A 14,380-nucleotide genomic window follows, 5' to 3' on the forward strand; every position below is an offset into this window, starting at 1 on the left:
TCCAAGTCGCCAGGCTCACCACCACAGTGAACCCGACAGCGCCAGTCACGGCGCTACGCGCCATGCCTGGCGCACCATAAAAAAAACCCCAGCATTTCTGCTGGGGTTCTTTTCAACACACTCAACCTTGATCGTGGCCTCGGTTGAGTGAACCGGTTCTTAGCTGAACTGGTTCATGGTGTTGTCTTTGCCGCCTGCCTTCAGAGCTGCTTCGCCAGCGAAGTACTCTTTGTGCGCGTCGCCGATGTCGGAACCGGACATGTTCTGGTGCTTAACGCAGGCGATACCTTGACGGATCTCCTCGCGCTGAACGCCTTTCACGTAGGCCAGCATGCCCTGATCTGCGAAGTAGCCTTTGGCCAGGTTGTCGGTGGATAGCGCGGCAGTGTGGTAAGTCGGCAGGGTGATCAGGTGGTGGAAGATACCGGCCTGAGCAGACGCGTCACGCTGGAAGGTGCGGATGCGCTCGTCAGCGAACTTAGCCAGTTCAGTTTCGTCGTAATCGACGCTCATCAGCTTGGCGCGGTCGTAGGCGGAAACGTCCTTACCTTCTGCAGCCATGCTGTCGAAGGCCTGCTGACGGAAGTTCAGCGTCCAGTTGAACGATGGGCTGTTGTTGTAAACCAGCTTGGCGTTCGGGATGGTTTTACGGATTTCGTTAACCATTTCTGCGATCTGGCCGACGTGTGGCTTCTCGGTTTCGATCCACAGCATGTCAGCGCCGTTCTGCAAGGACGTGATGCTGTCCAGTACGCAGCGTGCTTCACCGGTGCCAGCACGGAACTGGAACAGGTTGGATGGCAGACGCTTAGGACGCAGCAGTTTGCCACCACGGTTGATCACGACGTCGCCATTGCCCAGATCGGCAGCAGAAACTTCTTCGCAATCGAGGAAGGAGTTGTACTGGTCGCCCAGGTCGCCCGGCTCTTTGGTCACGGCGATTTGCTTGGTCAGGCCAGCGCCCAGGGAGTCGGTACGCGCAACGATCACGCCGTTGTCGATGCCCAGCTCGAGGAACGCGTAACGAACAGCGTTGATCTTGGCGATAAAGTCGGCGTGAGGAACGGTTACTTTACCGTCCTGGTGACCGCACTGCTTCTCGTCAGACACCTGGTTTTCGATCTGGATGCAGCACGCACCCGCTTCGATCATCTTCTTAGCCAACAAGTAGGTGGCTTCTGGGTTACCGAAACCCGCGTCGATGTCGGCGATGATTGGCACTACGTGAGTTTCGTAGTTGTCGATCTGCTTCTGGATGTCAGCCGCTTTGGCGTTGTCGTCTGCGGCGCGGGCAGCATCCAGCGCGGAGAACAGCAGGTCCAATTCGCGGGCATCAGCCTGGCGCAGGAAGGTGTACAGCTCTTCAATCAGGCCGGAAACCGAGGTTTTCTCGTGCATGGACTGATCCGGCAGCGGACCGAAATCCGAACGCAGAGCAGCAACCATCCAGCCCGACAGGTAGAGGTAGCGCTTGTTAGTGGTCTTCAGGTGCTTCTTGATCGAAATCAGCTTCTGCTGACCGATGAAACCATGCCAGCAGCCCAGGGACTGGGTGTAGACGGAGGAGTCAGCATCGTACTCGGCCATGTCTTTACGCATGATGTCAGCAGTGTACTGAGCGATTTCCAGACCGGTTTTGAAACGGTTCTGAGCGCGCATGCGGGCTACGGACTCAGGGTCGATAGCGCTCCAGCTGCTGCCAGCAGCGGCTTTAAGGGCGGCAACGGCTTTGATGTCGTTTTGATAAGCTGACATGGTCAATCCTTCAAAGTATGTGTTTGGTTGAGCACCGACTTCCCCACTGAACACCTGTGTTGCTGGAGGTTGTTGTAGCCAACTGCAGAGCGTTGAGAAATTGACGTGAGACGGAATTAATCCGGGAGAGAGGAGATAAGCTCAACAGGGCGCTGGCTGCAGCGGTTACAAATGACCCTGGATCATTTGTCGGCTAACGGATCCAAAGATTCCGTTGGGCCTACCTGCTGCGACGTGATGCACACTGTTGCTAAACGCTTCCCCGTCCCTCAGGACAACTTCGTTCCAGTCGCAATCTCATCGAACGGCCTTGTGGGCTTTACAACACAAATCGGCTCTGACGGTAAGTTGGAGCGCGATCCGGAGGGCTTTTCAGCACCTCTGATTAGCGGGAGCGGGGCCATCATGCCTCCGCAAAAAGTGTTCGTCAATTATTTTGTAGTGCCTTTCTAGTGACTACTACATAATTTTTTTGGCGACCGGCAGGTCAGCCTCTACGGCTTTATCCAGCGGGTTCCAGGGGAGGAGGCCAGCGCAGGGATGTTTACGGGTGACGACTGTGCCGCCGCCTGCTGGCAGCAGCTGATGAGTGGTCTCGGCATTGAATGGCAGGCGATTAGTGCCCCAGCTTGAGTTGCGCTCGGATCAATCCACCACGTCGACCTTGACGCGAATATTCATGTCTTCACGGCCATGGGTCGAACGACGTTGCAGGAAATCGCCCTGTTCGCCCTGGTTTTGCTCGCTGACACCGCCAATATTGATCCACTCACCGATCCGCCCGCTGACTCGCGTATCGGTGCTTTGCACATCGATAACGCCGGGCTGTGATTGGCTGAGGCGGTCGCGGTTGCTGCTTATGGTGATGTGCACCCGTTCACCACTCAAGCTCGCCGTGACATAAAACCCACGCGTGACATTGCGGTATTGAGTGGTGCTGTAGGGCTGGCCGTAAGTATCGCGGCCGCGGGTGGTCAGCGGCACGCTCTGGCCGATTTGGATCAGCGCCGGATAACCCTCGGTAGCCTGCACGTGTTGGGTGCCGCCGCTGCGGCTGTCGGTGCTACGGCGGATGATGCGCACCTGATCACGGCCATTGATTTCGCCCTGGCCGATCTGTACCTCGGCATCGCCGGCGCTGATTGTGCCGTCGGCGCGGTAGCCGCGGTCGGACTGAAAGCCCGACTCATTGGTGTCGACGCTGATCAGCAAGCGCCGTGGTTCAGTGTCGAGCTGTTGCAGCAGAGCGCGTATTTCAGCAATTTTCGCTGGCTCGGCATTGACGATCAGTTGGTTGCCGTAGGCGTTGACCTTGCCTTCCTGGCCCAGCACCGATTGCACCACGCCGAGCACCTCATCGGCCGTGCGGAAGTTCAACGGAATCACCTCGGTGGCAGCACTGACAAACAGGCTACAGCTCAGCAGCACGGTGGCGAGTAGGGCACGAACCTTCATAGCAGAAAACTCCGTAAGTCAGCGTCGGTGATGCTGGTGTCCCAGGCTTGATCAAACTGCGCGCGGCGCTGACGGTTGCGGCCGGGGTCTTGGTAGAGGGCGTAGCCACTCGCTTGGCCCAGTTCGGGCAACAGCAGCAGGCCACGGTCATCGGCCAGCAGAAACGCCAGCGCCTCATTGGGGTAGTCCGGGTGCAGCTTGCGGATCTGCAGGTTGCTCGACAGGCGGCGGGAAAGGCTAAGCAGGCGGTGGCCATCCTTCACCGCGCGGCTGGGATCGCGCAGCAGAATGCGCAGTTGATTGCGCGGGCTGGCCAGGAGAAAACGGGTACAGGCGTCTTGCACGCTGCTGTGGTGATAGAGCCAGGGTTCTAAGTCGTGGCTGTAGATACACAGGCTGCGCTGAGCTTGCTGTAACAGAGCCAGGGCGTGAGCGCGGGCCTGTTCGGGTTGGCTGAAACGCTCCAGCGTCGGGTGCGCACCGAGGGTAAACGGCGCCGGTTCTGCACGCGGGCTGTCGGGGCTGTGGGTGGCCGGATTATGCACAGCAAAACGCCCCGATGACTGAAACTCGATGGCGGGAAGCTCTGTAGGTTCCAGCGGTTCGGTTGGTTCACTCGGGGCGTTTTCGTCGTTCATATTGGCCTTTAGGCGCTGTTACGCACCATGTCCACGTGAGGGATGCCAGCTTCCAAGTATTCACCGCTGACGATGGCAAACCCGAGCTTTTCATAAAAGGCGGTGGCGTGCACTTGCGCGCTGAGCATTTGTTGCTTCAAACCGCGCTGTTCCGCTTCTTCGATTACGGCCTGGATAAGTGCCACGCCAACGTTCAGCCCGCGCCAATCCTTAAGCACTGAAACTCGGCCAATATGCCCATCGGCCAGCAAGCGCGCCGTACCAACCGGATAGTCGCCTTCCAGTGCCAGAAAGTGCACCGCTTCGGCGTCCTCGGCATCCCATTCGAGCTCCGGCGGCACCGCTTGTTCCGCCACAAACACGGTTTCACGAATGCGCCGCAGGTCAGCGTTGTCCTTTTGCCAGTCAGCCAGGCGAACGTGGATCTCACTCATCAGCAAACTCCAGGCTGCCTTGCTTGACCAGCTCAACCAGCAGGTTACGCCCTTCGTCATCGGCGAGCCACGGGGCCAGGTTGTCGATGTGCAGGGCGTCGGCCGCGCAGACCAGCTTCAACAGTTCGCGCAGGCTGGCCGAAAGTAGGCGGCTCTGGCCGCTGGCAAACAGCACCAGGTCTTCACCCACTTCTGACCATGCCATGCGGGCGCTGGGGTTGCGGATCATCACGGCGCCATCTTCCAGGCTGGCGAGGAACGCCTCTTCGTCGATCTCGATACCGGCGATCAGCTCGGGATAACGCGGCTCGGTCATAAACTGGCCAAACCAGGTCATCAGCAGGCGTTCATCGCTCATGTGCTCAGTGAGCAGGGCTTTGAGGCGGTCCAGGGCGTCGCGCTGGATTTGTGTTGGGTCGCTGGTCGGCTGCGCGTCGGCGTCGCTGTAGCGCTCTTCATCGGGCAGGAACTGGCCGAGAAAGTCGGTGAAATGGGTGAGAACTTCGGCGGCGCTTGGCGCGCGGAAGCCTACAGAATACGTCATACAGTCATCCTCAGCGGTACCACAGTGGGCCAGAAGCGGCGGCAGGTAGAGCATGTCGCCGGGCTCCAGAACCCATTCTTCAGTTTTAACGAATTCAGCGAGGATCTTCAGATCCGCGTGTTGCAGCATCGGGCTGTTGGAATCGCACACTTGGCCAACCTGCCAGCGACGCGTGCCATAGCCTTGCAGCAGGAATACATCGTAATTATCGAAATGCGGGCCCACGCCGCCGCCTGGAGCGGCGAAGCTGACCATCACATCGTCGATGCGCCACTTGGGCAGAAACTTGAATTGCTCGATCAGCTCGGCCACTTCCGGAACGAATTGATCGACGGCCTGTACCAGCAAGGTCCAGTCACGCTCAGGCAGTTCGGCGAAGGCGTCTTCCGCGAAGGGGCCGCGGCGCAGCTCCCAGGGGCGCTCGCCATGCTCGATGACCAGGCGTGATTCGATTTCCTCTTCCAGGGCCAGGCCAGCCAGTTCATCCGGCGAGATTGGGCTCTCGAAACCCGGAATAGCCTGGCGGACCAGCAAGGGTTTTTTCTGCCAGTAGTCGCGCATGAATTCGCGCGCAGTCAGCCCGCCCAGCAGTTGAAGCGAAATATCAGGATTCATCGCTAAGCCCTTGAATTAGTTGAATACCCATAAATAAAAACGCCCGGCACAGCCGGGCGTCTGGGTGGCTGTTGCCGTTTAGATGCGCGTGGCCTGAGCGACCGCGTTGCCGATGTAGCTGGCAGGGGTCAAACGTTTGAGCTCAGCTTTGGCTTCGGCAGGCATGTCCAGGCCGTCGATGAAAGTCTGCAGTGCTTCGGGGCTGATGCCTTTGCCACGGGTCAGCTCTTTGAGCTTCTCGTAAGGGTTTTCGATGGCATAACGGCGCATCACGGTCTGGATCGGCTCAGCGAGGACTTCCCAGCATGCATCCAGGTCAGCGGCGATGCGGGCTTCGTTCAGCTCCAGCTTACTGATGCCCTTTAGGCTGGCCTCGTAGGCGATCACGCTGTGAGCGAAGCCCACACCGAGGTTACGCAGTACGGTGGAGTCGGTCAGGTCACGCTGCCAGCGCGAGATCGGCAACTTGCTGGCCAGGTGCTGGAACAGTGCGTTGGCGATACCCAGGTTGCCTTCGGAGTTTTCGAAGTCGATCGGGTTGACCTTGTGCGGCATGGTCGAGGAACCGATTTCGCCGGCAATGGTGCGCTGCTTGAAATAGCCCAGGGAGATGTAGCCCCAGATGTCCCGGTCGAAGTCGATCAGGATGGTGTTGAAGCGCGCGATACCATCGAACAGTTCAGCGATGTAGTCGTGCGGCTCGATCTGCGTGGTGTAGGGGTTGAACTGCAGCCCCAGGTCACCTTCGATGAACTGCTTGGCGTTGGCTTCCCAGTCGATCTGCGGGTAGGCCGAGAGGTGGGCGTTGTAGTTGCCAACGGCGCCATTGATCTTGCCCAGCAGCGGTACGGCTGCAACCTGAGCGATCTGCCGCTCCAGGCGATAAACCACGTTGGCCAACTCTTTGCCCAGGGTGGTCGGCGATGCCGGCTGACCGTGGGTGCGCGAGAGCATCGGTACGTTGGCGAATTTAACGGCCAGTTCACGGATGGCTTCGGCGGTCTGACGCATCAGCGGCAGCAGCACGTCATCACGGCCGGCGCGCAGCATCAGGGCGTGGGACAGGTTGTTGATGTCTTCACTGGTGCAGGCGAAGTGGATGAACTCACTGACCTTGTCCAGTTCAGGCAGCTTGGCCGCTTGTTCTTTGAGCAGGTACTCCACGGCTTTGACGTCGTGGTTGGTGGTGCGCTCAATTTCTTTGACGCGCTCGGCGTGCTCAACGGCAAAGTTATCTGCCAGTTCGTTGAGGATCGCCTGTGCTTCGGCGGAGAAGGGCGCAACCTCGGTCACACCTTCGTGGGCGGCGAGGCGTTGTAGCCAGCGCACTTCAACCATTACACGGAAACGGATCAGGCCGTATTCGCTGAAAATAGGGCGCAGAGCGCTGGTTTTGCCGGCGTAGCGGCCATCAACGGGGGAAACCGCGGTGAGCGAGGAAAGCTGCATGGGAGGCGTTCTCGGACAATCGGGCATTGAAAAGGGCGCGTATCATACATGAAATCGGCAGCTGAATTGCGCTTGCTTACTACCGTTCAGCCGCGCACGCGCCGCGCAATGGATAACAAGCTGGCACTGAAAATCAGCGCAGCCCCAAACCATGAGGTCAGGTCAGGGCTTTCATCCCAGCGCCACCAGGCAATAACGCCGGCAAAGACGATCGCCAGGTAAGCAAAGGGGCCGATCAGGCCTGGTGGCGCAAGGGCGTAAGCCCTGGACATGATGATCTGGCTGGCAGTCGCCAGTAGACCGATCATCAGCAATAGCCCGAGGTCATGCTGCGACAGCGGTTGCCAGGCCCAAGCCAGGGGGATGGCCGAGATCAGCGCGCTGAACAGTGAAAAATAGAACACGATCCGAAACGCCGGCTCGGTGTCGCTCATTTCTCGAATCGAAACAAACGCGAATGCAGCCAGGATGCTGGCTGTCAGACCGATCAGCGTATGGCTGTCCAGCAGCGCCGCAGATGGCTTGGCCACCAGCAATACACCAACGAGGCCAATGCCTGACGTTAGTAGCATGCGCTTGGTCAGCGGCTCTTTAAGCCACCACCAGGCGATTATTGGGGTAAACACTGGGGCCGAGTAAGTGAACAGCATGGCGTCAGTTAGCGGCAGGTGGGCAATGGCGTAGAAGAAGCAGTACATCGCCGCCAAGCCATAGGTGGTGCGCCACAGGTGTGACTTTAAGCGCCCGGTCTTAAGCGGCTGCACGCCTTTGAGCAGTATCAGCGGCAGAAAGAACAGCACGCCCACCAGGTTGCGAAAAAACACCACCGATTCGTTGTTGACGCTGACGGAGACCTCGCGGATCGCGCCTCCCATAAACGAAAACAACAGCGCTGAAAGTGCCAGTAATGCCGCACCGTGTAACGGCTTGACCGAGCGCGTGAGCATTAGCTGCGCAGCAGTGGATAAAGCTCTTTGAGCAGCTTGCTGCGGCTGAACACCATCTGCCAGCGATGGCCGCCCAATTGGCGCCACAGGCGCGCAGAACGAATCCCGGCAAGCAGCAGTGCGCGGATTTTCGCCGCATTATTGGCCTGCTGCAGATGGCGCATGTCGCCTTGCACCTGAATGCGTTGGCGGAACGTGCTGATAGTGTCCTGGTACAGGCTGCCGCAGTTGGCGATGACGTTCTCATGGGTCGAGCCAAAGAGCTCAACCTGCTGCTGAATCTGATCGAGGCGGCTGCCCATCACTTGCAGCATATCGCCGCGTTTATTCAGTTGCCGCTCCAGCGCGGTCAAGGCCAAGGCGTAGCGCAATGGCTCGCGCTGCAGGCTGGCTGGGTCACGCTCGAGTGCGCCCACCAGGGCGCGGTAACCCTCACGCAAATTCAGGTCATCGCCGCCATACACGTCCAGCGTGTTCTTCGGGTCGCGCACCAGCAGGCTGTTGATCATGCATGCCACAGCGGGCTCACTGACCTGGCCGGTTCGCGCCAGCGTATCGACCAATACGGCGGACTCGAATACCGCCCCGAGGGCGATCAACTGCTCACGGATTGGGTTCACGTTTGCGGCTCCTGCATGGTCCATGGCTCGGCGACTTCAATGACACCGCCGCCCAGGCAGATTTCGCCGTCGTAAAACACCACGGACTGCCCTGGCGTAACTGCGCGCTGCGGCTCGGCAAACGTCGCACGGAAGCCGCTAGGGGTTTGTTCAAGCGTGCAGGCTTGATCGCTCTGGCGATAACGTACTTTGGCGGTCAGCTCACGTGGGGTGGTTAAATCAACCGGATTGACCCAGTAGATCTCGGAGGCGAGCAGGGCGCGGCTAAACAACCAGGGGTGCTGATTACCTTGGCCTACCACCAGCACGTTGCGCGTGAGGTCTTTTTGCAGCACATACCAAGGCTCATCACTAGCATCTTTCAGACCGCCAATGCCCAAGCCCTGGCGCTGACCGATGGTGTGGTACATCAGGCCGTGGTGGCGACCGATAACCTCGCCCTCAGTGGTTTCGATATTGCCCGGTTGCGCCGGTAGGTATTGCTTGAGGAAGTCGCTGAAGCGCCGCTCACCGATAAAGCAGATACCCGTGGAGTCTTTCTTCTTCGCCGTGGCCAGCTGGTATTTCTCGGCAATGGCGCGCACGGCAGGTTTTTCCAGCTCGCCAACCGGGAACAGCGTTTTAGCAATCTGCTCGCCACCCACGGCATGCAGGAAGTAGCTCTGATCCTTATTTGGATCCAAACCTTTAAGCAGTTCTGTACGGCCGTCGATGTCGCGCCGACGCACATAGTGGCCGGTGGCAATCAGGTCGGCACCCAGCATCAGGGCGTAGTCGAGGAAAGCCTTGAACTTGATTTCGCGGTTACACAGGATGTCCGGATTGGGCGTTCGCCCGGCCTTATATTCGGCCAGGAAGTGTTCGAACACGTTGTCCCAGTATTCGGCGGCAAAGTTGGCGGTGTGCAGCTTGATGCCAATTTTGTCGCACACCGCCTGCGCATCCGCCAGATCGTCCATGGCGGTGCAGTAGTCGGTGCCGTCGTCTTCGTCCCAGTTCTTCATGAACAGGCCTTCGACCTGGTAGCCCTGCTCGAGCAGGAGCAAGGCGGAAACGGAGGAATCTACGCCGCCGGACATGCCGACGATGACGCGTTGGGTGCTTGGCGCTTGCATGGGAATACTGGACACGGCTTCGAAAAAGAGGGCGATTCTAGCAGGCTGAGGTGCTTGGCCGTTAATCGCGGATAAGTGACAGCGGAAAACAGTGCCCGCTCAGGTAGTCATCGATACAGCGCACTACCAACTCACTGCGCCAGCGCTCGGGTTGCGCCGCTAGCTCGTCACGGGTCAGCCAGCGTGGGCCTATGATGCCGTGATCTAGCGTGTACTCGGGATGATGACGCAACGCTTTACCGGCAAAACATACGCGCTGGTAGGTCACACCATTGCTCGGGGCGGTGTACAGGTAGATCCCCGTAACGCCCGTCAGCTCGATATCCCAGCCGGTTTCTTCAAGCGTTTCGCGAATGGCGGCTTGCAGCAGGCTTTCGTTGGCGTCCAAGTGGCCAGCGGGCTGATTGAATACCGCTCGCCCCTCGGCCATTTCTTCAACCAAAAGGAAGCGCCCTTGGTCCTCAATAACGGTGGCGACGGTGATGTGTGGCTGCCAATCCATAGGTGTTTACCTGTTGTTAAGCATAAATCATTAGGTGATTGCTCTGCGGCTAAACGCAGAACCCCCGGCGCAAGGCCAGGGGTTCTGGGTTACTACAGGTTTCGCGTCAAACGTTACGCCAGTGCAGCAAGGGCCGCATTAAACGTAGCGCTGGGGCGCATAACCTGGCTGGTCAGCTGTGGATTGGAGCGGTAGTAACCGCCAATATCCACAGGCTTGCCCTGCACAGCACTAAGCTCAGCAACGATAGCGGCTTCATTGTCGCCCAGGGCCTTTGCCAATGGCGCGAACTGTGCCTGCAGCGCCAAGTCTTCAGTCTGCGCTGCCAGCTCTTGTGCCCAGTAGAGCGCCAAGTAGAAGTGGCTGCCACGGTTGTCCAGCTCGCCGGTTTTGCGCGAAGGCGACTTGTTGCTGTCGAGCAACTTGCCGGTCGCGGCGTCCAGGGTGGTGCCCAGGAGTTTAGCTTTGGCGTTGTTGGTCTTGATACCGGTCTCTTCCAGAGATACCGCCAGGGCCAGGAACTCGCCCAGCGAGTCCCAGCGCAAGTGGTTCTCTTCGATCAGCTGCTGCACGTGCTTGGGTGCTGAACCGCCCGCACCTGTTTCGTACATGCCGCCGCCTGCCATCAACGGAACGATGGAGAGCATCTTCGCCGAGGTGCCCAGCTCCATGATTGGGAAGAGGTCGGTCAGGTAGTCGCGCAATACGTTGCCGGTCACCGAAATGGTGTCCAGGCCACGAATCAAGCGCTCCATGCTCACGCGGATGGCTTGGTTGTAATCCATCATGCGGATATCCAGACCGGTGAGGTCATGGTCCTGCAGATAAACTTCTACCTTCTTCTGCAGCTCGCGGTCGTGAGCGCGCTCTGGGTCGAGCCAGAAGATTGCCGGTGTATTGGATTGACGGGCGCGGGTAACGGCCAGCTTGACCCAGTCACGGATCGGTGCGTCTTTGGTCTGGCAGGCGCGCCAGATGTCGCCGGCCTCAACTTCGTGCTGCATCAGTACAGTGCCATCGGCCAGCACAACACGCATGCTGCCATCGACGGTCATTTGGAAGGTTTTATCGTGCGAGCCGTATTCTTCAGCCTTCTGCGCCATCAGGCCGACGTTCGGTACGCTGCCCATGGTGGTAGGGTCGAACGCGCCGTTGGTTTTGCAGAAATTGATCATTTCCTGGTAGATGCGGGCGTAGGTACTTTCCGGCATCACCGCTTTGGTGTCCTTGAGCTTGCCGTCTTTGCCCCACATCTGCCCGGAGCTGCGGATCATCGCTGGCATCGAGGCGTCGACGATTACGTCGCTTGGGATGTGCAGGTTGGTGATGCCCTTGACCGAATCAACCATGGCCATTTCAGGGCGACCGCTGTAGCAGGCGTGGATGTCGTCGAGAATTTCTTCCTGCTGTGAGGCCGGCAGGGATTTGATTTTGTCGTAGACGCTGCTGATGCCGTTGTTCGGGTTAACGCCCAGCTCTTCGAACAGCTTGCCGTATTTATCGAACACATCTTTGTAGTAAACGCTGACGGCGTGACCAAAGACGATCGGGTGAGACACCTTCATCATGGTCGCCTTGACGTGCAGGGACCACATTACACCGGTGTCCTTGCAGTCCTGCAGGGTCTTCTCGAAGAAGTCGCGCAGCTTGCGGCAGCTCATGTACATGCTGTCGAAGACTTCGCCTTCTTGCAGGGCGAGTTGCTTTTTGACTTCGACCTTGCCGTCTTTGCCAACAAATTCAATGCGCACGTCGCCGGCGTTTGCCATGGTGATCGACTGCTCGCTGGAGAAGAAGTCGCCGCCGCGCATGTAGTCAGCGTGGGACTGCGAAGCCATGCTCCACTTACCCATCGAATGCGGATGCTTGCGCACAAAGGCTTTTACCGCGGCAGGTGCGCGACGGTCGGAGTTACCTTCACGCAGAACCGGGTTGACCGCGCTGCCGAGCACTTTGCTGTAACGCGCGCGTGCTTCTTTCTCGGCGTCGGTGTGCGGGTCTTCAGGGAAATTGGGGATGTTATAGCCCTGGGCTTGCAGTTCGGCGATAGCGGCTTTGAGCTGCGGCACCGAGGCACTGATGTTCGGCAGTTTGATGATGTTGGCTTCGGGAGAGGTCGCCAGAACGGCCAGCTTAGCCAGGTCATCATCGACCTGCTTGTCGGCATCCAGCTGGTCAGCAAAGCTGGCGAGGATGCGGGCTGCAAGAGATATGTCGCGTGTTTCGACAGCAATACCAGCAGAGGCTGCGAAGGCTTCTACAATAGGTAGCAGCGAATAGGTCGCAAGGGCTGGGGCTTCGTCAGTGAAGGTATAAATGATCTTCGAAGGGGTGGACATTTAGAGTTAACTCTCTTCTTTGCTGAGCGTACATAAGCACTCGACATGCGCAGGTAAGCGCACAAGCCCAATGAAGAGCGGACTTGAAATCGAGGTCTTGCCGCGGTGATGTTGGATGCACCAGTAGAGTGTTGAGCATTTCGAGCCGTTGAATCGCTGTAGCAGTTCGACGGTATCAAGACGCGAGCCACTTATTCGGGGTACCTACGCCTCATGACCTGTTGGTCAGCGCGCAGTATATCACTGCGGCAGCGCGTCGCAGAATGCCTTGGCGCATAAGACCAACGAACATATGGTTTCGCCCGAATCAAGTGGGGTACTCTCGGGTGATCTGACGGTTTAACCACAAGACGGAGTCCAGCATGGGATACCAAAAGATCCAGGTGCCAGCAACCGGTGACAAAATCACCGTAAATGCCGATACATCTCTGAACGTACCGAATAATCCAATCATTCCCTTCATTGAAGGGGATGGCATCGGCGTTGATATCAGCCCGGTGATGATCAAGGTCGTCGATGCTGCCGTTCACAAAGCCTATGGCGGCGAGCGCAAGATCTCCTGGATGGAGGTGTACGCCGGCGAAAAAGCCACTCAGGTTTACGATCAGGACACCTGGCTGCCCCAGGAAACCCTGGATGCAGTCAAAGATTATGTAGTGTCCATCAAGGGCCCGCTGACCACGCCAGTGGGTGGCGGCATCCGCTCCTTGAACGTGGCCCTGCGTCAGCAGCTTGATTTGTACGTCTGCCTGCGCCCAGTGCGCTGGTTTGAAGGCGTACCGAGCCCAGTTAAGAAACCGGGTGATGTCGACATGACCATCTTCCGTGAAAACTCGGAAGACATTTATGCCGGTATCGAGTGGAAAGCCGGCTCGCCAGAAGCAAACAAAGTGATCAAATTCCTCAAAGAGGAAATGGGCGTTACCAAAATTCGCTTTGACCAGGATTGTGGTATCGGCGTTAAACCGGTGTCCAAGCAGGGTACCAAGCGTCTGGCGCGCAAGGCATTGCAGTACGTGGTCGATAACGACCGCGACTCACTTACCATCGTGCACAAAGGCAATATCATGAAGTTCACCGAAGGTGCCTTCAAAGAGTGGGCTTATGAAATTGCTGCTGAAGAGTTCGGCGCAACCCTGCTCGACGGCGGTCCTTGGATGCAGTTCAAGAATCCGAAAACAGGTAAGAACGTCATCGTTAAGGATGCTATCGCCGACGCCATGCTGCAGCAGATCCTGTTGCGCCCAGCCGAGTATGACGTAATTGCCACCTTGAACCTCAATGGTGACTATCTATCAGACGCCCTAGCTGCTGAAGTGGGTGGTATTGGTATCGCTCCAGGCGCCAACCTCTCCGACACCATTGCGATGTTCGAGGCCACTCACGGCACTGCGCCGAAGTACGCCGGTAAAGATCAGGTGAATCCGGGGTCGTTGATCCTGTCCGCTGAAATGATGCTGCGTCACATGGGCTGGGTCGAAGCTGCCGATCTGATTATCAAGGGCACCAATGGCGCTATCTCGGCCAAGACAGTGACCTATGATTTTGAGCGCCTGATGGATGGTGCCAAGTTGCTGTCTTGCTCGGCATTTGGTGATGCATTGATTTCGCACATGTAAGGGAAGCGCTGATAAAAAGGCCGGTCATTTGACCGGCCTTTTTATTGTGCGATTACCCGCCTATAAAAGACGTCAGGCTTGTACCGGTGAATCCTGAGTTTGCTTAATTGCAGCGGGTGCTTCATTGGCAGCGAAAGCTGCACTGATGTTAACGGCGTGGAGCCCTTTGGGGCCTTGAATAATATCGAAGCTTACTGACTGGCCAGCCTTCAGCGTTTTATAGCCGTCCATCTGGATGGCCGAGTAGTGGGCAAACAGGTCCTCATCTCGACCATCGGCCACGATAAACCCGTAACCTTTGGCGTTGTTGAACCACTTGACCTTACCGCTAACCATGCTGATATCCCT

The 14,380-nt window shown here is 57.9% G+C and carries 13 protein-coding genes; 1 reads left to right on the forward strand and 12 read right to left on the reverse strand.

The window, feature by feature from the left end; translation table 11 throughout:
• Window positions 1–159: 159 nt before the first annotated feature.
• From N1078_RS16080 to N1078_RS16130, 11 genes are all read right to left on the reverse strand, one after another.
• The gene (locus tag N1078_RS16080) at window positions 160–1,755 is read right to left on the reverse strand and encodes an isocitrate lyase (RefSeq protein ID WP_274089166.1); all 1,596 of its coding nucleotides are present in this window, start codon (window positions 1,753–1,755) and stop codon (window positions 160–162) included.
• 645 nt (window positions 1,756–2,400) lie between these two features.
• Window positions 2,401–3,210 (reverse strand): secretin N-terminal domain-containing protein, encoded by an 810-nt coding sequence (locus N1078_RS16085; protein WP_274089167.1) that lies wholly within the window; start codon window positions 3,208–3,210, stop codon window positions 2,401–2,403.
• Window positions 3,207–3,848 (reverse strand): DUF7931 domain-containing protein, encoded by a 642-nt coding sequence (locus N1078_RS16090; protein WP_274089168.1) that lies wholly within the window; start codon window positions 3,846–3,848, stop codon window positions 3,207–3,209. The genes N1078_RS16085 and N1078_RS16090 overlap by 4 nt, the downstream gene beginning before the upstream one ends.
• An 8-nt stretch (window positions 3,849–3,856) precedes the next feature.
• Window positions 3,857–4,282: a GNAT family N-acetyltransferase gene (locus tag N1078_RS16095; protein ID WP_274089169.1), complete on the reverse strand. Its 426-nt coding sequence runs from the start codon at window positions 4,280–4,282 to the stop codon at window positions 3,857–3,859.
• A complete protein-coding gene (locus N1078_RS16100; RefSeq protein ID WP_274089170.1) occupies window positions 4,275–5,441 on the reverse strand; it encodes a ribosomal protein uL16 3-hydroxylase in 1,167 nt (388 codons plus the stop codon). Before N1078_RS16100 ends, N1078_RS16095 begins: the two co-directional genes overlap by 8 nt.
• Window positions 5,442–5,519: 78 nt before the next feature.
• Window positions 5,520–6,890, reverse strand: coding sequence for an adenylosuccinate lyase (gene purB, locus N1078_RS16105; RefSeq protein ID WP_274089171.1), 1,371 nt, complete (start codon window positions 6,888–6,890; stop codon window positions 5,520–5,522).
• Between the two features lie 86 nt (window positions 6,891–6,976).
• Window positions 6,977–7,837 carry a DMT family transporter gene (locus tag N1078_RS16110; protein ID WP_274089172.1) on the reverse strand — a complete coding sequence of 287 codons (861 nt, stop codon included), beginning with the start codon at window positions 7,835–7,837 and terminating at the stop codon, window positions 6,977–6,979.
• Window positions 7,837–8,457, reverse strand: a complete 621-nt coding sequence (gene hflD / locus N1078_RS16115) for a high frequency lysogenization protein HflD (RefSeq protein ID WP_274089173.1) — start codon at window positions 8,455–8,457, stop codon at window positions 7,837–7,839. Before hflD ends, N1078_RS16110 begins: the two co-directional genes overlap by 1 nt.
• Window positions 8,454–9,572, reverse strand: a complete 1,119-nt coding sequence (gene mnmA / locus N1078_RS16120) for a tRNA 2-thiouridine(34) synthase MnmA (RefSeq protein WP_274089174.1) — start codon at window positions 9,570–9,572, stop codon at window positions 8,454–8,456. The genes hflD and mnmA overlap by 4 nt, the downstream gene beginning before the upstream one ends.
• Before the next feature lie 61 nt (window positions 9,573–9,633).
• A complete protein-coding gene (locus N1078_RS16125) occupies window positions 9,634–10,074 on the reverse strand; it encodes an NUDIX hydrolase (RefSeq protein ID WP_274089175.1) in 441 nt (146 codons plus the stop codon).
• Window positions 10,075–10,187: 113 nt separating this feature from the next.
• Window positions 10,188–12,413: an NADP-dependent isocitrate dehydrogenase gene (locus tag N1078_RS16130; protein WP_274089176.1), complete on the reverse strand. Its 2,226-nt coding sequence runs from the start codon at window positions 12,411–12,413 to the stop codon at window positions 10,188–10,190.
• Between the two features lie 362 nt (window positions 12,414–12,775).
• On the opposite strand from N1078_RS16130, the gene icd reads away from it, so the two are divergent.
• Window positions 12,776–14,032 carry an NADP-dependent isocitrate dehydrogenase gene (gene icd / locus N1078_RS16135; protein ID WP_274089177.1) on the forward strand — a complete coding sequence of 419 codons (1,257 nt, stop codon included), beginning with the start codon at window positions 12,776–12,778 and terminating at the stop codon, window positions 14,030–14,032.
• Between the two features lie 72 nt (window positions 14,033–14,104).
• Here the strand turns inward: icd and cspD are convergent, their stop codons facing one another.
• Entirely contained in the window at window positions 14,105–14,368 is a 264-nt protein-coding gene (gene cspD / locus N1078_RS16140) for a cold shock domain-containing protein CspD (RefSeq protein WP_274089178.1), read from the reverse strand.
• Between the last annotated feature and the right edge of the window lie 12 nt (window positions 14,369–14,380).

Source organism: Pseudomonas sp. MIL19 (assembly GCF_028680365.1).
Lineage (GTDB): Bacteria > Pseudomonadota > Gammaproteobacteria > Pseudomonadales > Pseudomonadaceae > Aquipseudomonas > Aquipseudomonas spirodelae.